The sequence below is a fragment of the Dactylosporangium sp. McL0621 genome (assembly GCF_049995355.1).
Taxonomy (GTDB): Bacteria; Actinomycetota; Actinomycetes; order Mycobacteriales; family Micromonosporaceae; genus Dactylosporangium.
Window position 1 is genome coordinate 1389166 of sequence record NZ_CP188259.1, and the last position, 23015, is coordinate 1412180.

The window sequence follows — 23015 nt, forward strand, 5'->3', positions numbered from 1 at the left end:
CGCGCTCCCTTACCGCTGGTTGACGCTTCAACAATAGCGCACGGCTAGCGCCCGGCCATATCGTGAAATGTCCGAGGTGTCGGGCTGGCGGGGCGCCCGGCATCCCGTTGCCCGGCCGGCCACATGGCCACCGCCACCGCGCCGAAGACCAGGAGCAGGCCCGCCAGGACGCGGTAGCCGACCGAGATGCCCGCCGTGAACGAGGCGTGGGAGTTCAGCACCGAGCCGATCACGGCCACGCCCAGCGCCGCGCCCACCTCGCGCGCGGCCGAGTTCAGGCCCGAGCCGAGCCCGGCCTGGGCCGGCGGCAGGCCCCGCAGTATGCCCGTCGTCAGGGCCGGCGCGGACAGGCCCAGGCCCGCCGCGGTGACGAGGAGGCACAGCGCGTACCAGGGATAGGGCGTGTCGCCCTTCACGAAGGACAGCAGCACCAGGCCGAGCGCGATCAGCCCCATGCCCGTGCCGATCGTCCGCCGCCCCGGGCCCGCCTTCGCGGCGACGGCCGTCATCGCCATCATCCCGGCCGCCAGCGGCAGGACCGCGAAGGCGGTGCGCAGCGGGGAGTACCCCTTGACCTCCTGCAGGAACTGCGCGTTGACGAAGAACAGGCCGAAGAGCGCCAGGAACGACGCGCCCACGCCCAGGGCGCCCGCGCGCACCGAGGGGATCGCGAACACGCGCGGGTCGAGCAGGGGCCGGCGTCCGCGCAGCCCGCGCCCCACGAACGTGAGCAGCAGCGGGACGGTCGCGGCGAACGCGGTGAGCACGGGCCACGACGCCCAGCCGTGCTCCGGGCCCTCGATGATGCCGAAGAGCAGCGCGAAGAGGCCGGCCACGAGCAGGGCGGTGTCGAGCGCCGACGTCCGGCCCGGGTAGCGCGGCACCGGCGGTACCAGCGCGGCGGTCAGGATCAGCACGAGCACCGCGGCGGGCGCGAAGACCAGGAAGAACCACGGCCACCCGGCCGAGCGCAGCACCGTGCCGGCGATCAGGTTGCCCGCGACGCCGCCGACGCCCAGCGCGGCGGTCCACACCGTCACCGCGCGGGCGCGGCGCTCCCGGTAGACGGCCAGCAGCACGCCGAGCGTCGCCGGCTGCGCGAGGGCCGCCGCGGCGCCACCGAGCGCGCGCCCGAGCTGGAGGGTGAGCACGTTCGGGGCCAGCGCGCTGATCACGCACGAGGCGGTGAACAGCGCCAGGCCCCACACGACCGCGCGCTTGCGGCCGATGCGGTCGCCGAGCGCGCCGAGGGGGATGAGCAGGGCCGCGAAGACCAGCACGTACCCGTCCACGACCCACACGAGGTCGGTGTGCGACGGGTGCAGGCCACCCGCCGCGAGCGAGGGGATCGCGAGGTTGATCCCGGCGACCATGGCCTGGATGAGGACCACGGTCAGCACCATGAGCAGCAGAGTCACGAACCGATCGTGCGGGCCCGGTGACCTAACTTCAAATGCATAGTTCGTACCGCAATAATGCACCGCATGCATGGCAACCTGGACCTGAACCTGCTCACCGCGCTGGACGCCCTGCTGGAGGAGCACAGCGTCACCGGGGCCGCGGCGCGCCTGCACCTGTCCGAGCCGGCGATGAGCCGCACCCTGGCCCGCATCCGCACCGCGCTGCGCGACCCCGTGCTCGTGCGCTCGGGGCGGCGGATGGTGCCCACGCCGCGCGCGGTCGCGATCCGCGACGAGGTCCACGACCTGCTGCACCGCGCCCACGCCGTCTTCGCCCCGCCGGAGCCCCCGGACCTGTCCACATTGGACCGTACGTTCACGCTGCTGGCCAGCGACGTCGCCGTCTCGGTCGCGGCGCCGCTGGTCGGCCGCATCGCCGCCGAGGCGCCCGGCGTGCGGCTGCGCTTCCTCGGCGAGAGCCCGCAGGCCGACACCGCGGCGCTGCGCTCGGGCGACGTCGACCTCGACATCGGCGTCGTGGCCGACCCGCCGCCCGAGGTGCGCGTGGAGGTGCTCGGCCGCGAGCGCCTGGTCCCGCTCGTGCGGGCCGGGCACCCGCTCACGCGCGGGCGGGTGACGCTGCGGCGGTTCGCCGAGGCCGTGCACGTGAGCGCCTCCCGGCGCGGCAAGCTCACCGGGCCGATCGACGCGGTGCTGGAGGCGCACGGGCTACGGCGCACGGTGGCGCTGGCCACGCCGACGTACGCGGCGGCGATGCTCATGGTCGCCCAGACCGACCTGGTGGGGCTGGGCGCCGAGCGGTTCGGGCGGGCGACCGTCGAGGCGCTGAACCTCGTCCCGCTGCGCGTGCCGGGCCTGGACCTGCCCCCTCTCGAGCTGGCCCAGGCCTGGCACGCCCGGTTCGACGCCGACGGCGCTCACCGATGGCTGCGGACCCGGGTGAAGGAGGTCATCCTCACCAGTCTGCGTTGATCCCGCCGGTGCCCAGGATCACCTGGTCGAACGTGTTGCCGTCGTTGTCGTCGGTGTACGCCACCGAGAACCCGCCCCAGTTGTCGACCGCGACGCCGAGCTGCTCCTGGCGCCCGGTCGTGGTCTGGGTGAGCACCTGCGCGGGCAGGCGGCCGGCGGTCGTGCCGTCCGCGTTGAAGCCCCGGCAGTACAGGTCGGTCGCCGACCAGCCGACCACCGTGCCGCCCTGCCCGTCGACGCCGATCGCCGGGTTGGCCCCGCCGTCGGCGACGAGCACCTCGGTGCCGCGCGCGACCGCGCCGGGGCCGAACGAGCGCGTCCACACGCCCGCGGTACCGGTGTGGTCGGACTCCCACGCGACCGCGAAGTCGCCGTTGAAGTCCGCCGCGACGGCGGCGTGGCGCTGCTGGCCGTCGCCGAGGCTGTTCGCGGTACGCCGGGACAGGTTCACCGCCCCGTTCGCCTTGGCCAGGCCGACCAGCCCGATGTTGTAGTACCCGTTGGCGTCGGCGTCCTCGTCCCACACGACCAGCGCGTCGCCGGAGGCGGAGACGGCAACGTCGGGCCGGTGGTGCTGGCCGGTCTGCTGCGACGCGAAGACCTCGTAGGCCTTGGTGGCCGGGCCGGTGTACCCGGCCGCCTTGACCGTGTACGTGCTGCCCTGCACGTCCTCCCAGACCACGGTGAACGCCACCGCGCCGCTGGTCGGGGCGCCGTCGGGGTCCACCGCGACCTTCGGGGCGATCTGGTCGCCCGCGGTGTCGGCGTTGGCCCGCCCGGACGCGGAGATCGTGCCGGTCGGGGAGATCACGCGGTACTGGATGTTGAAGACCCCGTTGCCGTCGCCGTCCTCGGCCCAGACGACGACCGCGTTGCCCTTGTCGTCGAGCCCGACGTCGGGGGAGAGGTGGGTCCAGTTCGAGCTGCCGCCCGCGGAGATCTTGAGCTCGTACTTCGAGACCCCGTTGGTGAACAGGCGGATCCAGATGTCCGAGTGGCTGTTGTTCGCCGGGTCCGTGGTGTCGCGGTCGTCCTCCCACGCCACGGCGACCTGGCCGTTGCGGTTGGCGGCGATCGCGGCGGTGTCCTGGTCGCCGGTCGCGGTGCTGTTGGCGGTCGTCCATGTCATCGAGGCCGCGGCGAGGGCCGCGGCGAGAATGGCCTGCATCTGCGCTGAACCCCCTACAGGGCCTGGAGGCCGGGGCGGCCGTCGAGGATCGCGAACGACTTGAGGGTGGTGGCGGCGACGCCGTGCTCGGTGACCGAGGCGACGCCGCGGAAGTCGGCGGTGACCTGCGCCTGGGTGACCTTGGTGCGCACGTAGCCGCGCCGGTTCGAGTAGAACTTCAGGTGCGGGTTGGTCGCGGCGTTGGGGATCGCGGTGTCCGCGGTACCGTTGCCGCCCGACGTGATCGAGGTGCACACCAGTTCGGTGCCGATGACCGCGGAGCTCGCGGTGGCGTAGTCGGCCTTGAGGTTGTTGGCCCACGAGGCGTGCACGTCGCCGGTGAGCACCAGCGGGTTGCGCACGCCGCGGTCGACCCAGCCCTGCTGGATGCGCGCCCGCGAGGCCCGGTAGCCGTCCCAGGCGTCCATGTTGCCCGCGCCGGCGGAGTCGAACTGGCGCGCGAAGAACACCTGCTGGCCGATGATGTCCCAGTTGGCCAGGTGCTGGCCGAGGCCGTCGAGCAGCCAGGCCTCCTGTGCGGTGCCCGGCAGACTGCGGGTGGCCAGGTCCGCGTCGGCGCACACCTTCCACCCGTCGCCGCAGGCCTGGTCGTTGCGGAACTGCCGGGTGTCGAGCATGTGGAAGACGGCCAGCTGACCCCAGCGGACGCGGCGGTACAGCGGGATGCTGTTGCCGCTGTTGGCGTTGGCCGGGCGCAGCGGCATGTTCTCGTAGTACGCCTGGTACGCCGCGGTGCGCCGGGCCGTCCACTGCGCCGTGGTCAGCGCCGGGCTGCTGTCCGCGCGCGTCATGTCGGCGTAGTTGTTCTCGACCTCGTGGTCGTCCGGCACGACCAGCCACGGCGCGATGGCGTGGGCGGCCTGCAGGTCGGGGTCGGACTTGTACTGCGCGTACCGCCGCCGGTAGTCCGCCAGGGAGACGATCTCGGCCCCCGCGTGCTGGCGCAGCGAGCCGGCGGTGGCGGCGTCCTCGTAGATGTAGTCGCCCAGGTGCAGGATCAGGTCCGGGCGGTCGTCGGCGATGCGGCGGTAGGCGGTGTAGTACCCGGACTCGTAGTGCGCGCACGACGCGAAGGCCATGACGAAGTCGCGGCCCAGCGTGTTGAGCGCCGGCGCGGTGCGGGTGCGCCCGACCGGCGAGATGTAGCCCTGCGCACGGAAGCGGTAGTAGTACTCCGCGTCCGGCTGCAGGCCCCCGGCGACGACGTGCACCGAGTGGGCCGCGGCGTAGCGGGCGGTGACCGTGCCCGACGCCACGAGCGAGGTGAACGCGCTGGTGGTGGAGACCTGCCAGTCGACGGCGACGTCGGCGTTGGCCATTCCGCCCTGCCCGTCGGCGTTGAGCGGGGAGGGTGCGAGGCGGGTCCACAGCACGACGCTGCTCGCGTCCGGCTCGCCGGAGGCGACACCGAGCTGGAACGGGTAGGGGACGGCGGCACTGGCGCTCTGCAGGGGCGCGACCACGGCCCCGGCGGCGGCGACCCCACCGAGGACGAACGTGCGGCGGCTGAGCCTATTCATGGGGCACACCATCGAGTCCGCTCATGAACACAGCATGGCCGCGCGTTGTATAGATGTCTACGGATGTGTTCGCACATGATGCGGGGTGCTGCCGAACGCCTTGCGGAAGGCGCGGTGGAAGCTCGCGACGTTGACAAACCCGGCCTCGGTGGCGATGTCGATGACCCGCAGATGTCCCCGGGCGGGGTCGCGCAGGTCCCGGGCGGCCTTCTCCAGGCGCAGCCGGCGCACGGTCCCGGCGTACGACTCGGGTGTCCCGGCGAACAGTCCGTGCACGAACCGCACGGACACGCCCAGCCGCCGCGCGGTCGCGGCCGGGCACAGGTCGTCGTCGCCGAGGTGCTCCTCGATGTCGGCGAGGGCCGCGGCGTGCGTCCGGGGCGACCGTACCGGCCGCAGCAGCGTCGGATCGAGCGCCACGGCGAGCATCCCTGCCGCGTGCACCGCCAGCCGCTCCGGCCGCGCCACGGCGGGCACCGACTCGAGCGCGAGCCGCACCGCCGCACCCACGCCGGCGCGCGTCGGCACCGCGGCCGCGGTCGGCACCGGCCCCGGCAGCAGCGCGGACGGCACGAAGAACGACAGCTGCTCGAAGTCCGAGCCGAACTCGAAGCGGAACGGCCGGTCGGTGTTGACCAGCCCGAGCTCGCCCGGGCGCAGCAGGGTCACCCGCTCGCCCTGCGCCATGAGGCTGGTGCCGCGCACCTGGAGGTTGGCGTAGAACCCATGTACCGGCGAGCGTGCGATGTCGTCGTCGGTGCGCCGCACCGTCTGCCGCTGCGACGCGATCCGGGCGAGCGCGAGCCCGCCCAGCGGCCACTGCCGCACGTCGCCCGCGAACCCGCCGCGCAGGTCCGACTCCGGCGTGAGGGCCAGGAAGGCGGCGCAGATCAGCTCCCGCCAGTACGCGAACTGCTCGCCCGGCGCCCGGTCCCCCGTCGACCAGTGCATCGTTCCCCCCTGTCGGTTGCACGACCCTGCACGCCATGCAACGTCGCCCTGCGCTCGCCGCAACATGGTTGCGACGGGCTTCCGACACGGTGGGTGCATGAGGACGAGATTCACCGACGCGTTCGGCCTGACCACGCCGATCGCCCAGGCCGGCATGGCATTCGTCGGCATGACCCCCGACCTGGCCGTCGCCGTCGGTAACGCGGGCGCGCTGGGCTCGCTCGGCGTGGGGCTCATGCCCGCGCCGGCGCTCACCGCGACGATCGCCGCGATCCGGTCCGGCACCGACGGCCCGCTCAACGTCAACTTCATCACCACGTTCACCGGCGACGAGCAGATCGACGCCGCCTGCGCCGCGGGCGTGGAGGTCGCCTCGTTCCACTGGGGCCACCCGCCGCAGGCCTGGATCGACCGCCTGCACGCGGCCGGGGTCAAGGTCTTCGAGCAGGTCGGGTCCGTGGACGCCGCCCGCGCCGCGGTCGAGGGCGGCGCCGACGCGGTCGTCGCCCAGGGCCAGGAGGCCGGCGGCCACAACGCCTCGACGCTGCCGCTGTTCGCCCTGCTGCCCCTGGTCGCCGACGCCGTGGGGGAGCGCGCCCTCGTGCTGGCCGCGGGCGGCATCGCCGACGGCCGGGGCCTGGCCGCCGCGCTCCTGCTCGGTGCCGACGGCGCCTGGGTGGGCACCCGCCTCGTGGCGACGGTGGAGTCGGCGGCCCACGACGGGTACAAGCAGCGCCTGGTGCTCGCGGCGGCCGAGGACACCGAGCGCACCTCGCTGTTCGGCCCGGAGACGCCGCAGTTCAACCCGATGCGCGTGCTGCGCAACCGCGTGGTGCGCGAGTGGGCCGGCCGCACCGGCGACATCCCCGACTCCCCGCTGCCGGTGATCGGCGAGACGGTACTGGGCGGCCGGCGCATGCCGATGCACCGCTTCTCCAACCTCGTGCCGATGCGCGACGCGACGACGGGGGACCTGGAGGAGATGGCGCTGCTGTCGGGGCAGGGCGTGGGCCTGGTGCGCGACATCCGGCCCGCGGCGGACGTGATCGCCTCGATGACCGCGGAGGCGGAGAAGCTCCTCGGCGGCGCCTGGTCGGCCCGATAGCATTTGGCGCTTAAGTTTTGCTCGGGTGCAGTTGTGGAGCGCCGATAGGCGGGGCATGGAGGCGCTCCGGCGAACGCGGGTCGTCACTCGGCTGGTGGTCGGGTTTCTCGTCGTGTCCCTGTGCGTGGTCGCCATCTGGCTCTCGGCGATCTCGGCGGCGGGCGGGACCCGGGACACCGCCGAGCGGCTGGCGGCATCACAGGCGCAGCTCGACGCCGCGCAGCAGCTCAAGTTCCGGATCACGGACATCTCGGGGTGGCAGGTCGGGTACGCGTTCGACATCGTGCGCGGCCTGCCGGGCGCCGCGAAGGTGTCGAGCATCCAGGCCGACACGACCGCCGCGACCGAGGCGATCAACCGGATCGTCGAGGTCACCGGCCGGCTCGGGGACTACCAGACCACGATCGCGGCCGCCGTCGAGGAGCAGACGGCGACGACCGACGAGATGAGCCGCAGCATCGCGCAGGCGGCCGCCGGCTCGGCCGACATCGCCGCGAACATCGCCGGCATCTCGGCGGCCGCGCGCGTCACCACCGAGGGCGTCGAGGACACCCGCACCGTGGGTGAGGAGCTCTCCGCGATGAGCCGTGAGCTGCACGGACTCGTCGGGCAGTTCCCGGTCTGATAACAGATCCGGCGGTACTGCGCGACCCCGTCCCCAAGCGCCTCGCCGTCCACAGAATCGGCTCCTGCGCCGAGCGCCGCGCACCCGGTTTCCCGCACGCTCTCTCCCGACACCGCAAGGAGAACGTGGAGGGAGATCGACCGTGTTCGAGACCAAGGTCACCGTCGTGGGCAACGTGCTCAACACACCGGACTGCCGGCGACTCGTGGACGACAACCAGACGCTGGTGGCGAGCTTCAAGGTGGCGTCGACGTCGCGGCGCTTCGACCGGGGCGACGGCCGCTGGGTCGACGGGGACAGCCTGCGGATGCGGGTGAACTGCTGGCGGCAGCTCGCCGAGAACGTGGCCCGCAGCGTGCAGGTCGGCGACCCGGTCATCGTGACCGGCCGGCTGTACAGCCGCGACTGGGAGACCGAGGACCACGTGCGCCGGGTGAGCTACGAGCTCGACGCGCACACGGTGGGCCACGACCTGTCCCGCGGCCGCGCCAAGTTCGCGCGCATCAGGGCCCACACCGCGACCAGCTCGATCGACGACGAGCTCGGCGACGCGCGCATCGGCGACGCCCCGACGGTCCCGGCCGACGACATCAACGGCCTGCCGCGGCGCCAGGCGTTCGACCCGGAGCTCGGCGGCGTGGTGACGCTGGTCGAGGACGGGGACCCGTTCGCGGAGGAGATCCTGGCTTCGCTGGCCGCGTCCGACGACCTGGCGGCGGCCTTCGAGACCGCGACCCCGTCCATCGATTCCCCGGACTCTCTGGCTTCCCCCGATTCCTCGGGGTCCCCAGATTCCTCGGATTCCCCCGATTCCGATTCCGTCGACTCTGACGAGGTCGAGGAGGAGGAGGCGGCGGAGGCTGGTCCCGGCCCACGGGCACGGCGGAGGCCGCGTACGCGCGTCCCCGCGGGCGTCTGAGGACCGGGCGGCGGGCCGGCGCGCGCATTTCCCCGTCCGCGGCGTCGGCCCGCCGTCAACCCGGTTGCCCACGAACCGGCCACATGCTGTTCTTAGGCAGGTCTTCAGCACGGCCCCGCGGTATGGCGGTAGCCTGTGCGACGACATGCGCTCGTAGCTCAGTGGATAGAGCAGGGGACTTCTAATCCCAAGGTCGTAGGTTCGAGTCCTACCGGGCGCACGCTGTATTTCTCCGCGCTGGCGCGCGGGGCGGGGGGTTCCCACCCCGCACCCCCCATGGCTGCTACGCAGCCACTGGCCCTGCTCCGCGGCCAGGTCACCGGCTTCCTTGCGTTCGCCCAAGTCGCCCGACTTCGGGCCGGACGGATTCACCGCCTTGAGATCCGCATCGATGGTTGCGCCGGCGCGGGTGCCGCAGCCGCGGCGCTGCGCGGGCTGGTCGAGGGAACCGGCTACACCCTCACCGCCGAGGGAAGGTTCCACGCCTTGGGTGGCTACTACTCCCTGCCGTCGGAGACCAACAAGGACCGGCACCTCTACCTTGCGACGCCGGTACAACTGCCGGGGCCAGCGCACGGCGAGGCCGAAATCGAGACGTACTTCGACATGAGCGTCGTCTTCACCATGCCGTTCGACGAAGCAGTCGCGCAGGTAGGCAAGACGATCCATGGACTCGAGACGGTCGGAGCAATGCTGCTCGCACAACACCAGCTTGAGAAGCTGCGGGGCCGGACGGGTGACGAACGCCCGATCACATCAGACGCAATGCGTGGCGAGGTTCGGGCTTCGCCGCGTACAAGTCGACTGGCTGAACGAGCTGCTACGCGCGGCGAACGAGGTCCGCCGGAGCTGCGATGCGACCTGGGGATGAGCGATGACGGTCCACACGCCTGAACGGGGCAGAACAGATCCGGCTTACCCGGCTGTCCAGCACAGGGGGCCGGGCCGACGACGAGCCGTGGAGACCTTCCTCTGTGCCTTCTCTTTGCTGATCACCCTGGGGCGGCGTCCGTTCGAACTGGCTTCCCACTTCGTGTGATGAATTTCTGTACGGGATCAAGGCGCCGCTGACGCGGCGCACCGTGGCGCCTCGGGGTCGCTTCGCGCCCTGCCGCTTCGGCTTCGCCTACGCGGCAGGCAAGCCCCGGCGCCCGCACCAGAGTCAGCGACGCCAAGGACCAACCCGTAGAAACGACAGCGCCCTGGCCCGCCGGCGAGACCGAGGACCAGGGCGTGAACGTCGATGGATGGAGCCGCTCTAGGTCTGAGCGGAACTTGCGGTGCGGTGACACCCTCCCCGCCGCCACCCACGAGCTGAGGCATCTCCGCACGGGTGTTGAATCAGTAGCACGAGCGGTCAGCTCACTGCCGATCCGTAACGATGGCTCGATAGTTGAAGATCGGCTTGATTAGGTTCGACAGCCAGTCGTTCACCGGGCCGTCCAGCCATTCCATACCGCCAAAGCCAGACTCCGAGACCGGGTCACGAATCTACCTGCTTGCCACATCCCCCTCCGGGGGTTCAACCTCCCAGGGAAAGGGTCCGGGCGAGTAATCAGTAAACCCGGGAACCTCCGACATGTAGTGCTCGATGAACCTGCCTTGCACCCGTAGACCCGGCGTAAACTCAGGCATGTTAATGCCCATCGCGAAATAGGAAGGCCGCCAATAGTGTCGGTACAGTGGGTTAGCCCGACTAAAGGCGTAGTTCATGTCGAGCTCGAAAGCTGCGAGGGCTCGATCGTTATGTGAGTACCGGAGCGCTGACACCGCTCGATGCCAGTCAAGTTCATGAACCATTTGCATTCGGGGCGATGGAAGTACGTCAACTGACGGTTCATTAGTTTCCCATGTCGCTCGCGTCTGTTGGCTCTCAACCAGACTTCGCGCGCTGCCGATGATGCAGTCCCGAGCAGCGTCAGCAATGCCGTCATTTAGGCCAACGCAGGCCTTCAACGGTGGATACCGATGCTCAATCACTGCAAACCATTGCCCGTCATCTGCATCATAGAGTATTTTGCGTCCGTGCCCATCGGGAATCGGCTCAAGCTGCAGAATGTGCCCGGGATCTAGCGGGATTATCCAGCCGAGCCTTCCGTCCCGTCCTAGCCTAATGTTAGCGAGTCCTCGGTCATTGGTAATGCAGCCAACTTGTGGTGGCAGATGTAGGACCGTCCATCTGGCAACCATCATCGGACCGAGCAGGCGATTGAGTGCCGTGAGGCGTGACAAATTGGTGTTGTCGCCGAGCCTCAACTCATCCCACAGCCCCTCTGCAATATAGTCGCCAAACAAAGGATTGTGGCGATCATCGAAGGCTGGAGTTCGAACGAATGTCCCGGCTACAAACGGCACGAGCACTCGAAGCCAAAGCGTGGCCGACAGTGCCAACGGGGCATCGGTAATGAGTCGAGCGAGCGCAAACGCTAGGTGCTGTTCGTACCTGGCCCACGTTTCATCAACGACGTCCTGACCGAAGTTCTGCGGGTCGTTCAGTTTGTAGAAGTTATTTTCCGCACCTATCTTTTCTGCGGCGACTCGGAACGCCTGCGTCTTGTCACGGCGCTGAACCCAAACCCGGCGTTGCCGCAAGCTCCCACTTACATCCTCCGAGAACCGACCGAGGAACGCCGCGGGAAGATAGTGCTGGAGCGTCACGCCGCCATCGTAGTCAGACCATACAGATGTAGCCCCACCATTTTGTCGGCCAAGCCAGCATGGCAACCCAGGCGGCGCTTATCATGACGCCAGCTGCCAGGCATGATCCCTGTCGTGCCCTCTTAATCTGCGGGTCGCCGTCGGCGCGTACAGCAGTGGAGTACAGCAACCGACCGGACCGAGCCCAACCCGGTCCGGCCCATACCCGTTATGGCGCAACGGGATCGACTGCACCGAACCTTATCGCCGGGAATCCCTTTGTCCGGGGTTGGCCCCGGGTGCTGATGCCTTCATAACGACACTTATGAGGGCATTGAGGCTCGCAACCGGGACAGCGCCGTTTGCGCCGTCCATCGATGATGATCGGGTGAAGGTGTCCTGGGATGCGCGTAGCACCGACCCGCCGCTGCCCGACCGTTCGGTGGTCGACGGCGCCACCCTGGCGGAGCCGGTCACCTTGGTCGTCGAGCAGCTCTTTGTCCACGACCGTCGGCGGCAGGTCCGCATTCCGTTGCTGGCCGCCCAGGAAGAGCGGTTCCTTTCGCACGGCAAGGGTCTGCCCAACGACGTTGTACAGAATTGGTTCGTCCTGGTTCTTGTCGCTTTCAACCTGTTCGGCGTCGTGAGCCTCTTCTTCACACCCGACGCCATCCGCATATGGACGGGGATATCCACGACAGCCAAGATCATCGGCGCCTTGTGCGTCGTCTCCCTGGTCCTGCGGCCCTGGCTACGACCACCGCAGTACCCCCTCCGGTGGCGCGGACGGATCATCCTCCGGAAGGTGCACCCGGAGACAGCGCGCGAATGGCAGCGGGTCGCCGGCGACGCGATACGCATCGAATGATGATCGCGTGAAGGTGTCGTGGGACGCGCGGCGAGCAGCTGCCCCCAGTCCGCGAACGCGTCGCTGGCCCGAACGCCTGGGCAGGCTCGGGTCGCCGATTCACCCGGAAGGGGCGCTGTCCGACAGCAACGATGACAGCAACCGCAGCCCGCATCGACGGTCGCCGCCATCACCAGCCGGATTCGCGAGTGCTGACCGCGACAGTCCGACCGTTGCCGCGATCGTGCCTTCTAATCCCAAGGTCGTAGGTTCGAGTCCTACCGGGCGCACGCTGTATTTCTCCGCGCTGGCGCGCGGGGCGGGGGGTTCCCGCCCCGCACCCCCCATGGCTGCCACGCAGCCACTGGCCCTGCTCCGCGGCCAGGTCACCGGCTTCCTCGCGTTCGCCCAAGTCGCCCGACTTCGGGCCGGACGGATTCACCGCCTTGAGATCCGCATCGATGGCTGCGCCGGCGCCGGCGCGGGTGCCGCAGCCGCGGCGCTGCGCGGGCTGGTCGAGGGAACCGGCTACACCCTCACCGCCGAGGGAAGGTTCCACGCCTTCGGTGGCTACTACTCCATGCCGTCGGAGTACAGCAACCGACCGGAACGAGCCCAACCCAGTCCGGCCCATAACCGTTATGGCGCAACGGGATCGACTGCACCGAACCCGATCGCCCCAACTCCCCTGGTCCAGGGTTGCCCCGGGTGCCGATGCCCTCGTAACACAACTTATGAGGGCATTGAGGCCGCGCGACTCCCTCTCCGTTAGGGCGCACCCCCGACAGCAACCGGATGAACGCCCGAACGGCAAATACGCGGCCAACCACCACAGGAGAACGGGTCGCTAGGCGGTGTTTGTGCTGTTGAACGGTCATCGACCGGTGGGGGCAGGCACCGCTCTCCTAAAGCGATGCCACGCCTCCAGGGGCCACAGCTGCTCGTCGGTCGGTATCGGCAATTGCAGACAGCAGATCGGACGCTGTCGCCTCAGCGATGCGCGGCATTGTCGACGACCCTTGGCAAGGCATGCCGCCCTCCGATACCGACAGTGGCGAGGAGGACGAACAGCAGTCACTGCGCGTGGCGACCGAGTTCCTAGGGCAATATGCGCGGGCGGCGCTGGCGGACTTGCGGGTACCGGCAAGCAGCCGAGCGAATGAAGCAGGTCGATGACGACGTCGAGGCCGGCGGAATTCTGCCCTGGCCTGAGCAGGCATGGCAACGGGCGTTCGAGCAAGTGTGGATGGCAGGAGTCCGGCTGATCTGGTTGAGCTTTCAAGTGGAGAAATGGTATGAACGGCAGCGTCGGCTGCGCGGGCTACCAGAACGCCAGAACGTCGTTTTCACCCTCCCATTGCCGACCGCGTACAATCACTCATCCGGGTATTGAGCTTTCCATTCGATGCCTGTAGGCCGTTTTCCGCCAGTCAACAAAAACTCTTTAACGGCCTCACGAACCACATCAAGCGGAACTTCGCAGTCTTCCGGGAACTCCCTCACGTGCCCAGCAATGCAGTACACGACCCGATCTCGAGGCTCAGTCAAGCCGACCGGCACCCAGTTCTCGTCCTCGTCCATAAAGGCGATCACTCCGACTCGGAGTCCCCTGTCTACACCAACAACCAACTCATGATCTGGATTACCTGACGGCAACAACTGCCGCTCAAGTGAGAACACTTGAGCCGCTTCCTCATCCTCGAGACCATTCAATAAGGCGTCGAGCATAGCGTCAACGTCCGCTAGAGTCCGGAGTTGCATCGGGGATTTCGAGTGATGTCTCCGGTAGTATGCCTCACCTCGAATTGACGTCACCGCGCAGCCCCATTCAACGTGATGGGCTTTTGCCATTCGCCATTACCGTCCCGCCAATGCACAGTCATACTCCAACCTGGATCAAGAATATACGGAACTTCTTTGCGGCAGCCGAGAAGCAAATCACACGGCCATCCTGATCACCGGCTTCCTTGCATTCGCATCAGTCGCCGGACTTCGGGCCGGGTATCGATCCCGGCGCCCCGTTGGGTTCTCGGGCTCAAGAACACGGGGGACGGCCGCCGGCGGTGCACAGGCGGTGGATCAGCGCGTACCGGGCCGGGCTCAGGTCCGGGCGGTGCACGACCGTCTGCGGGCCGAAGTGCACGGCGCGCGGAAAGGCGACCGGCACCTCGCCCGACAGGACCACGCCGTCCAGGTGGGGCCAGGTCGCGAAGACCCGTTCCAGGCCCGGGACCGCCGTGTCGTCCAGGCCCGCGAACGCGCCGTCGTCCTCGATCCACACCCAGACGGCCGGGGCGGTGCGGGTCTGTTTCGCCTTCAGCTCGATCGCGCGTACCAGCCGGCGTGACGTACCGCCGCCGGCGCGGTTCAGGCCGCGCACCTCCAGCAGCACGTCGCCGAGGAGGAGGTCGCCCACCGGCGGCTCCAGCACCGGGCGGACGCCGGCCAGCAGGGCCTGCGCGGCCAGGCGGGCCTGCAGCAGGCCGTGGCGCAGCTCGTCGCGGCTCGGGTTGTTGGTCAGGTGGCCGCGCAGCTTCGCTATGCCCTGCACGTGGTGTGCGGCCAGGAGGCCGAGCGCGTCCATGAAACGTTCTCCGCGATCACGTTGACAAATGCCGACAAGCCGGGCAGGCGCTTGCAAGGCGGACCGGGCCGGACTCAGCTTCCGGATCGAAGCGTTTCACACTCCGAGCGAGAGGTCCGCCGCCATGCCCCAGAGTTCAGTGCGCCGCGCCGCCGGTGCGTTCGCACTGCTCGTCGCGGCCGGCGCTTTGAGCAGCCTGCCGCTGTCCAGCGCGTACGCCGATCCCGTACCGACAAACGTCACCGTCAACACCCGGGCCGGGCTGGCCACCGTCGCCGACACCGCGCTCGGCGTCAACCACGCGATCTGGGACTCGGAGCTCGGCACCACGGCCGTGTCCGACCTGCTCGGCGCGGCGGGCGTCGGCATGGTGCGGTACCCGGGCGGCTCCTACGCCGACATCTACCACTGGCAGACGCACACCGCGCCGGGCGGGTACGTCGCCCCGAACACCGACTTCGACACGTTCATGGCCGGCGCCCAGCGCATCGGGGCCCAGCCGATGATCATCGCGAACTACGGCACCGGTACCGCGCAGGAGGCGGCGGACTGGGTGCGGTACGCGAACATCACCAAGGGCTACCACGCCAACTGGTGGACGATCGGCAACGAGAACTACGGCAACGGCCACTACGGCACCGCCTGGGAGGCCGACGACCACGCCGACAAGAGCCCGAAGCAGTACGCCGAGGAGGTCGTGGCGTACTCGCAGGCGATGAAGGCCGTCGACCCCAACATCAAGATCGGCGCGGTGCTCACCACGCCGGCCAACTGGCCCGACGCGCTCGTCGGGGGCGGCGACACGGGCTCCTGGAACCAGGTCGTGCTGTCGATCGCGGGCCCGTCCATCGACTTCGTGGACCTGCACTGGTACCCCGGCGGCAACGGCGAGGCCGACGCGCTGGCCAAGCCGGGCCAGATCGACGACATCATGTACGTGGTGCGCGACCAGATCGCGAAGTACGCCGGGGCCGGCTCCGGCCGCATCGGCATCAGCCTCACCGAGACGAACGTGGGCGTCGGGCAGAACACCCAGCCGGGCGCGCTGTTCCTGGCCCAGACCTACAGCGCCATGATCGAGAACGGCGTCTTCACCGTCGACTGGTGGGACGTGCACAACGGCATCGGCACCGTGAGCACCGTCGCCGGCCAGACCGACTACGGCGACTTCGGAATGCTTTCGAGCGGCAACTGTACTTCGGACGGGACGGTCTGCCAGCCGGCGAAGAACACCCCGTTCGCGCCGTACCACGCGCTCAAGCTCATGCACTCCTTCGCGCGCCCCGGCGACCAGCTCATCCGCGCCGGTACTGATGACCCGCTCGTCGCGGCGCACGCGGCGCGCCGGGCCAACGGCGACCTCACGCTGCTGCTCGTGAACATGGACCCGGCGAACAGCCACGCGGTGAAGATCGCCTATGACGGGTACACCCCCTCGTCGGCGGCCCCGGCGGTCGAGTCGTACCTGAACGGCGCGAGCGGCATCACCAGCGCGCAGACGGGCACGGCGGCGGCGCAGACCCTGGCGCCGTACTCGCTGACCGTGCTCACCCTGCACCCGGCCACGTCGCAGGCGAACGCCCCGAAGGCGCCGGGCCGCCCGTCGACGACGGCCGTCACGGACCGCACGGCGACGCTCACCTGGCCGGCCTCGCAGGCGGGCGTGAAATATGAGGTGTACCGGCAGGTCGGCGCCCGTTCCGAGCAGCTCGGCGAGACCACGTCGACGTCGTACACGGCGGGCAATTTGACGCCCGGCACGCGGTACACCATAAATATCGTGGCGCGCGACGGCTCGGGCCGGGCCAGCTGGTCCTCGCCGCCGCTCACGTTCCGGACGGGCGCCCCGGCGACGAGCACGTGCAGCGTCAAGTTCACGGACGCCAACGACTGGGGCAACGGGTACGTCGGGAACATCGACATCACCAACACCGGTACCGCCGCGATAAACAACTGGACGCTGACGTTCTCGTGGCCGACGGGCTGGCAGAGCCTGAGCAGCGGCTGGAACGGCACCTGGACGCAGACGGGCGCGACGGTCCGCGTGACGCCGGCGGACTTCAACACCAACCTGGCGCCGGGGGCGACGACGAGCGTCGGCTTCGTGGGCGCCTACAACGGCCCGAACATCCTGCCGGCGGCGTTCACGCTGAACGGGAACGTCTGCTCGGCCGGCTGATCGACCCTGCACGACGACGAGCGCCGCGAACCTTGGCCGGTCCGCGGCGCTTCGTCGTAGCTCGGCTCGGTCGCTCAGCTCGGTCGCTCGGCCCAGTCGCTCAGCCCAGGAAATGCAGGATTCGGACCTCGTCGCCGATCTTGACGCGCAGCGAGCGGCCGTCGCCCTCTTCGATGAGTTCGAGCAGCGTCTCGTACGCCATGACGGCCCGGTTGAGCACGTCGGTGCGCGAGTCGCCGGTCTTCTCCGACACCCGGTCGAGGGCCGCCATGCCGCGGGGCGTGAAGTTGGCGGTCACGCGCGTCAGCGACCCTCCGGTGTGCGCGGAGCTGCGCTCGGGCGGCTGCGGCGGTTGCTTGGAACCCCGCCGCGGAGTGTCAGCATTCCGACCATCGGCATCGATCTGTGTTTCTTTCGACACGTTGTGTAGCACACTCATGATGTCTGTCCTCGGCTTGATCGTGGACTGGACAGGAGCGGCGCCTCGGCCCACGAGGCGTCGCTCTTCTGTTGGTCACCGTGGGTGTGTGGCTTCTTACCTGAGGTAGAGCCTGCCATACCGAACGCCTCCTGTAATCGGTACGTGACCCTCAACCTCGCGGTTCAACCCCCGATGCGCGTATTAGTCGCACTAGGTGTGCGTCATGTGGGGCTAACGCTAGCCGTACAGGCGTCCTGCGTCCACGGCTGGGAGTACTTGAATGCCGCCCCGAACAGCCATTTCACCCGGTCTCACCCGTCTGGCGGGCGACTTTCGTTCATACGCTCCGTATATTTGCCTACTACCAACAGGTGCGGATCTCCAGCTTCGCGATCGTGAGTGGATCTCACCTGCGTACGCCCTGTTACGGCGCGGTGATGGACTGTGACGTGCAGTTTTGTGGGACCAAAAGACATATTGAGATGTGACTGAATCTGTAGGCATTGTGATGTCGATCGGTTAGGCTCCCTCGCGAGACGGCTACACAGCGCAACGGCGTAGCCGTCCGGGATAGGCGTGTGCCAATCCTGCAACGGGCCGGCTACCCGACCCGCTCGACGATGGAGGAGCCCCAAGGGTGACGACTTCCACTGAGGGTGGCCAGCCGCAGCCGGAGGCTGACGATCAGCTGGACCTGTCGGCGGAAATGCCGACCCGGAAGGCCCATGAGCCGCCGCTGCAGCCGCAGGACGAGCTGCGGGCCGAGGCCGTGGTGACGCCGTTGCGCATCGCGGTGTCGTGGGCGGCCCGGGTCCGGGCCGACCTCGGGCCGACGCTGGCCTTCGGGGCGAGCGTCATCCCCGCCATCGCGGCGCTCACCGTGGTCGCCGTGGTCAGCCGCGACGACGACGGCCCGAACCCGCTCGGCCTGCTGCTCGCGGTGGCCGTCGGCGCCGGGGTGCTCTTCACCGGCCTGAAGTTCCTCAAGCCGTCAACCCGCAGAGAGCGAGGCTGAATTCCATGCGCTGGACGCTCATCATCCGCCGGGAACCCATGGACGTGCGCTACGAACGGGTGCCGCAGCACCTGCTCATGGGGCTGATCCAGGGCCACGTGATCGAGGGCCGCGTGCACGGCGTCGAGGCCGTGCCGGAGATCGAGGAGTCGGCGCCGGCGCGCTGCCCGTTGCGGCAAGTGGCCTGAGCCCGGTGTTTCCCTGGCCTACGGCGTCTGCTCTTGCTTTTGCTCTTGCTTTTGCTCCTGCCGTGCCGTCGTGGCCCGGGTGGCCGCCTGCCGCGTGAGCTCGGTCAGCCGGGTCCACGCGGGGGAGTTCAGCCCCGCGGTCGCCGCGACCAGCTGCGCGATCGCCGGATCCTGCGTCATCTCCGGCTCTGGCCGCTCCAGCATCCACGCCGCCGTGCGCTCCGCGAGCCCCGGCAGCCGCGAATCGTCCGCCGCCCACTCGAACGCCGCGTCGTACACAAGGTAGATCGCCCGGAACTCCGGGTCCTCGAACGCGGCGAGCTTGTCCGCGAGCCAGATCCGCGCCTCCGCCGGCGACACCGACTGCAGCAGGATCCACACGTCCCGCTCCATCTGCACCGTGCGGGCGCTCACCCCCGACTCGGCCAGCGCCTCGAGGAACCCGGCCGCCTCCTCGGACACGAACAGCCGGTCGCCGGAGCCCAGCCGCGCGATACGCTCACGGGCCCGTTGCAGCTCCTCGGCGCGCTCGCGCAGGACCCGGTCGATCTCCGCCACCGCCGCCGCGAACTCCTCCGGCCCGGCCGCGAGCAGTTCCTGGATGCGTGCGAGCGGTACACCCGACTCGGCCAGCGTCCTGATCTTCACCAGCGCGATCGCGTGCTCGGCGCCGTAGCGGCGGTAGCCGGAGGAGTCCCGCTCGGGCTCCTCCAGCAGCCCCCGCTCGTGGTAGTGGCGCACGGCCTTCGTCGTCACCCCTGCGTAGGCCGCGAGCTGGCCGATCGTGATCACGCAGTAGTTCTAGCGCCGGGCGGCCTTGCCGTCCAACCAGACCGTGTCGGCGCCGCCGACGTGCTTGCCCGGGATCTTCACCCCGTTCTTGATCACGTGCACGAGCGCCATCGCGTGCCCCCGCCCGACGCCGTAGTCCTCCTTGAGCCAGTCGATGACCGCGCCCGCCCTGACCTGCGGCCCTTCCAGCCCGCGGGCCGCGGCCACGCCGAGCAGCGCGCGCGGGGTCATGCCGGTCTTGGTCTCGAGCGCGTCGATGTAAGCCTGGAACGACATCGCGGTTCTCCTTCGCCTTCGGGCCTGCTTTCACCCCTGCGTCGAAGTCAACCGCGCGCTTTCGACAGGTCCGCCAACCTTTTTCGGCCGTACTGTGTTCGCCATGGACGAGCGCCGCCTGGACGACACCCGCAACGCCATCGGCGTGCTGACCCTGCTCTTCCAGGCCCCCCAGGACGGCGCAACGCGCAGCGGCTACCTGCAGCAGATGATCGGCGACGAGGACGCGGTGGCGGATGTCGGCCGCGCCTTCACCGGGATGACGAACCTGGCCGCGCTGATCCTGCTGGACCACTCCCGCCACACCGGCGAGCCCGCGGCCGACGTCCTGCGCCGCATCGCGACCGATCTGGCCGGCTCCTGACGCGCGGCCGCATCGCGACCCAGCCGGCCGGTTCCTGACGTTCGCGCCGCTACCGGATCCTCAGCCCGGCCCGGATCGCCATCACCACGAGCTGGGCCCGGTCCCGCGCGTTCACCTTCACCATCGCCCGCCCGACGTGGGTCCGAACCGTCGCCGGACTGACCGCCAGCTCGGCGGCGATCTCGTCGTTGGACCGCCCGGTGGCGACCCAGGCCGCAACCTCCCGCTCCCGCTCGGTGAGCCGATCCATCGCCACGGGCGGCGGCCCGCCGACCAGCCCGAACCGCGCGATCACCCGCCGGGTGACCGACGGCGACAGCAGCGCCTCCCCGCCGGCCACCACGCGGACGGCCCGGATGAGCTCGGCCGGCTCGGCGTCCTTGAGCAGGAACCCGGCCGCCCCCGCCTCGAGCGCCGCGAACACGTTCTCGTCGGTCTCGAACGTCGTGACGACCACGACGCGCGTCCCGCGCAGCGCGGGGTCGCCGGCGATCTCCCGCAGTACCGCCAGCCCGTCGACCTCGGGCATCCGGATGTCGAGCAGCACCACATCGGGCCGGGTCCGCCGGAGCACCTCGAGCGCCGCCGCCCCGTCCCCGGCCTCGCCGACGAGCTCGAGATCGCCCTCACGCGCGATGAGCAGCCGGAGCCCGCCCCGGATGAGCGCCTCGTCGTCGACGACGACCACGCGGATGCGCTCGCTCATTTCGGAATCCTCGCGTGTACCGCAAATCCCGGCCCCCGCCGCACCTCGAACGACCCCCCGGCGCCCTCGACCCGCTCCCGCATGCCCTCGATCCCCCGCCCGGCGCTCTCCACGCGTCCGGCCACCTCGCCGTCGTTGCTGACCGTCACGGCCACCTCACCACCGTCCAGCCGTACCGACACCGACGCCCGGGCGAGCGGCGAGTGCTTGAGCACATTGGTGAGCGCCTCGCGGACGACCTCGTACGCGATGCGCCGTTGACGCTCGCCGGCCCCCACGAGCCCGTCGTAGTCGAGCTCGACCGCGACCCCACCGGCCCGCACCTGCTCCACGAGCGCGTCCACGTCCGCGGGCGCGTCGATGTTCTCGATCACCGCCCGCAGCTCGTCCAGCGCCGCACGGCTCGTGTCCCGGATCGCCCGCAGCGCGTCGCGGGCCTGCCCCGGCTGCTCGTCCAGCACGACGAGCGCGACCCCGGCCTGCATGGCCACGACTGCGAACCCGTGCCCGGCCACGTCGTGTACCTCCCGCGAGACCCGGATCCGCTCCTCGAGCACCGCCCGCCGCACGAGCTCGGCCCGCTCCCGAACGAGCGCCTGCCGCCGCATGTACACCAGCGCCCCGAGCGACCAGGGCACCGCCAGCCAGCAGGCCCCCCAGAGCAGAAGCCCGAACGCGAGCAGATCGAGGTGCCCGTTCAAACGCGGCAGTACCGCGAGCGCCGAAACGCCCGCCCCCACCCCGAGCGCGAGCGCCGACTCCCGCAGCGGGCGCCGCCGCGCGTACTCGAACATCGCCCAGACAATGGTGAGCAGAATCGGCCCGAAGGGGTACCCGAGCAGCACATACACCGAGCTGACCCCGACGGCGACACCGAACGGCACGAGCGGCGCAACGCGGCGCAGCCCCAGTCCGAGCGCGGCCACGACCATGAGCCCGAACCCGGCCACGTCCAGCCCTCGCGGCGCCTCCTGGATCAGCCCCGCGCGCCATCCCCCGACCGCCACCGCGACCGCAAACCCGCCCGCGAGCAGCCAATCCCGCCGCACGCCAGAATCCTAGTAGCCACGGCGCCAAACCGATCCGGGCCGCCGCCACGCCGCCGCCGCCGCTGTTTCGCCATCGCCACGCACGCCGCCATCGCCGCCACGGTGCCACGCACTCCGCCGCCACGGTGCCACGCACTCCGCCGCCACGGGCGCCACGCACTCCGCCGCCACGGGCGCCACGCACTCCGCCGCCACGGGCGCCACGCAGGCCGTCGCCCCGCGCCACACCGATCGCCGTCGCCGTCGCCGCGGTGCCACGCCGATCCTGGGTGCCGTCGCTTCGGTGCCACGCGCGCCGCCGCGGTGTCGCGCCGGTCGCCGTCGCTGTGCCACGACGATCGCGGGTGCCGTCGACGCGGTGCCACGCGGATCGCCGCCGTCGCAGCTGCGGTGCCATGCCGATCCGGGGGCGACCGTTGGCGTCGCCGTCCCGGCCGGGGTGTCTAGAACAGCGCGGTGTCGGAGAACGCAGCTTCGCGCGTGGGGGCCTGGCTGGGCACGTACGGTTCCCAGATACCCCGCCGCCGGACGAGCATCTTGCGCGACAGCAGGTAGCGGTCACCGGCGAAGAAGACCCGGTCCACCGCGCGCCGCACCTTGGCCAGGCCGGGTGGCGAGTTGGAGCCGGTCACGATGACCACGTCCCGCGCCGGTACCCCGACGACGAGCTCGCCGGGCACGGACCGCTCGAGGCTCGCCCACAGGCCTTCGGCGAGCAGAAGGCTGGAGGCGATGCCCTCGAAGTTGAGCATGAGCGCCGGTGGCTGTCCGTGGACGCCAACGGCACCGAGTCGTGCGTCGAGGTGGTACGCGGCCTGGCGGCGCAGCATTCGGCGGGGAAGCTCCATGCGTTGCAGGTCGGCCCACGTGACGAGACGCTGGCCGAACGGTGGGCCGTAGCTGTAGCCGACTCCCAGACCGCCCATGAACTCATCGAGCACGGGCGCATGCACATCGTCGCGACGGAAGTCGCGGAGCGGTGCGAGAACGGGGAGGAGCACGGGCTGCACGAGTGCAAGGTAAGACCGTGACGGATGTGAGACAAGCTCTTGTTTTTGCGCCATCTGCTTGCTAGAAGCACAGGCGCCGCCCCATTCGCCGACATGCACTCACTCATATGCGTACATATTCACCACAGTCAGTCTATCAAATTGTGACGATCCGGCGACGGCACTCGGCGAGACGCAACGGCGCGGCGGCCCATGCGGAGCGGCGAGACTTCAGCGAGGGCTATGCGGGGTTTTCGGTGGTACTT

General features: G+C 69.8%; 24 protein-coding genes and 1 tRNA gene. 12 read left to right on the forward strand and 13 right to left on the reverse strand.

The genetic code is table 11. From position 1 onward, the window contains the following. Positions 1-44: 44 nt before the first annotated feature. Positions 45-1418, reverse strand: coding sequence for an MFS transporter (locus tag ACPPVO_RS06365; protein ID WP_426510322.1), 1374 nt, complete (start codon positions 1416-1418; stop codon positions 45-47). 66 nt (positions 1419-1484) lie between these two features. Between ACPPVO_RS06365 and ACPPVO_RS06370 the strand changes: the two genes are divergently transcribed. After that, the gene (locus ACPPVO_RS06370) at positions 1485-2393 is read left to right on the forward strand and encodes a LysR family transcriptional regulator (RefSeq protein WP_426510323.1); all 909 of its coding nucleotides are present in this window, start codon (positions 1485-1487) and stop codon (positions 2391-2393) included. On the opposite strand, the gene ACPPVO_RS06375 is transcribed toward ACPPVO_RS06370, so the two are convergent. From ACPPVO_RS06375 to ACPPVO_RS06385, 3 genes are read right to left on the reverse strand one after another with little or no spacing between them, the layout of a single operon-like run. Beyond that, positions 2377-3561: a hypothetical protein gene (locus tag ACPPVO_RS06375; RefSeq protein ID WP_426510324.1), complete on the reverse strand. Its 1185-nt coding sequence runs from the start codon at positions 3559-3561 to the stop codon at positions 2377-2379. The genes ACPPVO_RS06370 and ACPPVO_RS06375 overlap by 17 nt on opposite strands. 14 nt (positions 3562-3575) lie before the next feature. Then, a complete protein-coding gene (locus ACPPVO_RS06380) occupies positions 3576-5102 on the reverse strand; it encodes an alkaline phosphatase D family protein (protein ID WP_426510325.1) in 1527 nt (508 codons plus the stop codon). A gap of 57 nt (positions 5103-5159) precedes the next feature. Next, positions 5160-6053 carry a helix-turn-helix domain-containing protein gene (locus ACPPVO_RS06385; RefSeq protein ID WP_426510326.1) on the reverse strand — a complete coding sequence of 298 codons (894 nt, stop codon included), beginning with the start codon at positions 6051-6053 and terminating at the stop codon, positions 5160-5162. A 97-nt stretch (positions 6054-6150) separates the two neighbouring features. Between ACPPVO_RS06385 and ACPPVO_RS06390 the strand changes: the two genes are divergently transcribed. From ACPPVO_RS06390 to ACPPVO_RS06410, 5 genes are all read left to right on the forward strand, one after another. Continuing rightward, positions 6151-7158, forward strand: a complete 1008-nt coding sequence (locus ACPPVO_RS06390; RefSeq protein WP_426510327.1) for an NAD(P)H-dependent flavin oxidoreductase — start codon at positions 6151-6153, stop codon at positions 7156-7158. Between the two features lie 55 nt (positions 7159-7213). Then, a complete protein-coding gene (locus tag ACPPVO_RS06395; RefSeq protein WP_426510328.1) occupies positions 7214-7783 on the forward strand; it encodes a hypothetical protein in 570 nt (189 codons plus the stop codon). A 142-nt stretch (positions 7784-7925) separates the two neighbouring features. Next, complete coding sequence (locus ACPPVO_RS06400; protein ID WP_426510329.1) at positions 7926-8702, forward strand: single-stranded DNA-binding protein; 777 nt, start codon at positions 7926-7928, stop codon at positions 8700-8702. Between the two features lie 147 nt (positions 8703-8849). Beyond that, positions 8850-8922: transfer RNA gene (locus ACPPVO_RS06405), tRNA-Arg, on the forward strand. A gap of 56 nt (positions 8923-8978) precedes the next feature. After that, entirely contained in the window at positions 8979-9596 is a 618-nt protein-coding gene (locus ACPPVO_RS06410; RefSeq protein ID WP_426510330.1) for a hypothetical protein, read from the forward strand. 597 nt (positions 9597-10193) lie between these two features. On the opposite strand, the gene ACPPVO_RS06415 is transcribed toward ACPPVO_RS06410, so the two are convergent. After that, positions 10194-11360 carry a DUF4238 domain-containing protein gene (locus tag ACPPVO_RS06415; protein ID WP_426510331.1) on the reverse strand — a complete coding sequence of 389 codons (1167 nt, stop codon included), beginning with the start codon at positions 11358-11360 and terminating at the stop codon, positions 10194-10196. Between the two features lie 367 nt (positions 11361-11727). Between ACPPVO_RS06415 and ACPPVO_RS06420 the strand changes: the two genes are divergently transcribed. Both ACPPVO_RS06420 and ACPPVO_RS06425 read left to right on the forward strand, forming a co-directional pair. Beyond that, entirely contained in the window at positions 11728-12207 is a 480-nt protein-coding gene (locus tag ACPPVO_RS06420) for a hypothetical protein (RefSeq protein ID WP_426510332.1), read from the forward strand. A gap of 1138 nt (positions 12208-13345) precedes the next feature. Then, complete coding sequence (locus ACPPVO_RS06425) at positions 13346-13579, forward strand: hypothetical protein (protein ID WP_426510333.1); 234 nt, start codon at positions 13346-13348, stop codon at positions 13577-13579. Here ACPPVO_RS06425 and ACPPVO_RS06430 read toward each other — a convergent pair. Both ACPPVO_RS06430 and ACPPVO_RS06435 read right to left on the reverse strand, forming a co-directional pair. Continuing rightward, on the reverse strand, positions 13561-13914 hold the full coding sequence (locus ACPPVO_RS06430) for an Imm1 family immunity protein (protein WP_426510334.1): 354 nt from the start codon (positions 13912-13914) through the stop codon (positions 13561-13563). The two genes, ACPPVO_RS06425 and ACPPVO_RS06430, sit on opposite strands and share 19 nt — an antisense overlap. 307 nt (positions 13915-14221) lie before the next feature. Then, positions 14222-14770, reverse strand: coding sequence for a hypothetical protein (locus ACPPVO_RS06435; protein WP_426510335.1), 549 nt, complete (start codon positions 14768-14770; stop codon positions 14222-14224). A 124-nt stretch (positions 14771-14894) separates the two neighbouring features. Here ACPPVO_RS06435 and ACPPVO_RS06440 point away from each other — a divergent pair, with 124 nt between their 5' ends. Continuing rightward, entirely contained in the window at positions 14895-16949 is a 2055-nt protein-coding gene (locus tag ACPPVO_RS06440) for a cellulose binding domain-containing protein (protein WP_426510336.1), read from the forward strand. Positions 16950-17049: 100 nt separating this feature from the next. Here ACPPVO_RS06440 and ACPPVO_RS06445 read toward each other — a convergent pair whose 3' ends face one another. Next, positions 17050-17247 carry a hypothetical protein gene (locus ACPPVO_RS06445; protein ID WP_360381053.1) on the reverse strand — a complete coding sequence of 66 codons (198 nt, stop codon included), beginning with the start codon at positions 17245-17247 and terminating at the stop codon, positions 17050-17052. Positions 17248-18007: 760 nt separating this feature from the next. On the opposite strand from ACPPVO_RS06445, the gene ACPPVO_RS06450 reads away from it, so the two are divergent. Next, on the forward strand, positions 18008-18385 hold the full coding sequence (locus ACPPVO_RS06450; RefSeq protein WP_426510337.1) for a hypothetical protein: 378 nt from the start codon (positions 18008-18010) through the stop codon (positions 18383-18385). A 5-nt stretch (positions 18386-18390) separates the two neighbouring features. Beyond that, positions 18391-18573 carry a hypothetical protein gene (locus ACPPVO_RS06455; RefSeq protein ID WP_426510338.1) on the forward strand — a complete coding sequence of 61 codons (183 nt, stop codon included), beginning with the start codon at positions 18391-18393 and terminating at the stop codon, positions 18571-18573. 18 nt (positions 18574-18591) lie between these two features. On the opposite strand, the gene ACPPVO_RS06460 is transcribed toward ACPPVO_RS06455, so the two are convergent. Continuing rightward, complete coding sequence (locus ACPPVO_RS06460; RefSeq protein ID WP_426510339.1) at positions 18592-19365, reverse strand: MerR family transcriptional regulator; 774 nt, start codon at positions 19363-19365, stop codon at positions 18592-18594. Between the two features lie 9 nt (positions 19366-19374). Continuing rightward, on the reverse strand, positions 19375-19641 hold the full coding sequence (locus ACPPVO_RS06465; protein ID WP_426510340.1) for a DUF4287 domain-containing protein: 267 nt from the start codon (positions 19639-19641) through the stop codon (positions 19375-19377). A 103-nt stretch (positions 19642-19744) separates the two neighbouring features. Between ACPPVO_RS06465 and ACPPVO_RS06470 the strand changes: the two genes are divergently transcribed. Continuing rightward, positions 19745-20005 (forward strand): hypothetical protein, encoded by a 261-nt coding sequence (locus ACPPVO_RS06470; RefSeq protein WP_426510341.1) that lies wholly within the window; start codon positions 19745-19747, stop codon positions 20003-20005. Between the two features lie 49 nt (positions 20006-20054). On the opposite strand, the gene ACPPVO_RS06475 is transcribed toward ACPPVO_RS06470, so the two are convergent. The 3 genes from ACPPVO_RS06475 to ACPPVO_RS06485 all read right to left on the reverse strand — a co-directional run bounded on the left by ACPPVO_RS06475 (position 20055) and on the right by ACPPVO_RS06485 (position 22770). Then, positions 20055-20711, reverse strand: a complete 657-nt coding sequence (locus tag ACPPVO_RS06475; protein ID WP_360381038.1) for a response regulator transcription factor — start codon at positions 20709-20711, stop codon at positions 20055-20057. Beyond that, positions 20708-21760, reverse strand: a complete 1053-nt coding sequence (locus tag ACPPVO_RS06480; RefSeq protein WP_426510342.1) for a sensor histidine kinase — start codon at positions 21758-21760, stop codon at positions 20708-20710. Before ACPPVO_RS06480 ends, ACPPVO_RS06475 begins: the two co-directional genes overlap by 4 nt. 443 nt (positions 21761-22203) lie before the next feature. Further along, positions 22204-22770, reverse strand: coding sequence for a hypothetical protein (locus ACPPVO_RS06485; protein ID WP_426510343.1), 567 nt, complete (start codon positions 22768-22770; stop codon positions 22204-22206). Between the last annotated feature and the right edge of the window lie 245 nt (positions 22771-23015).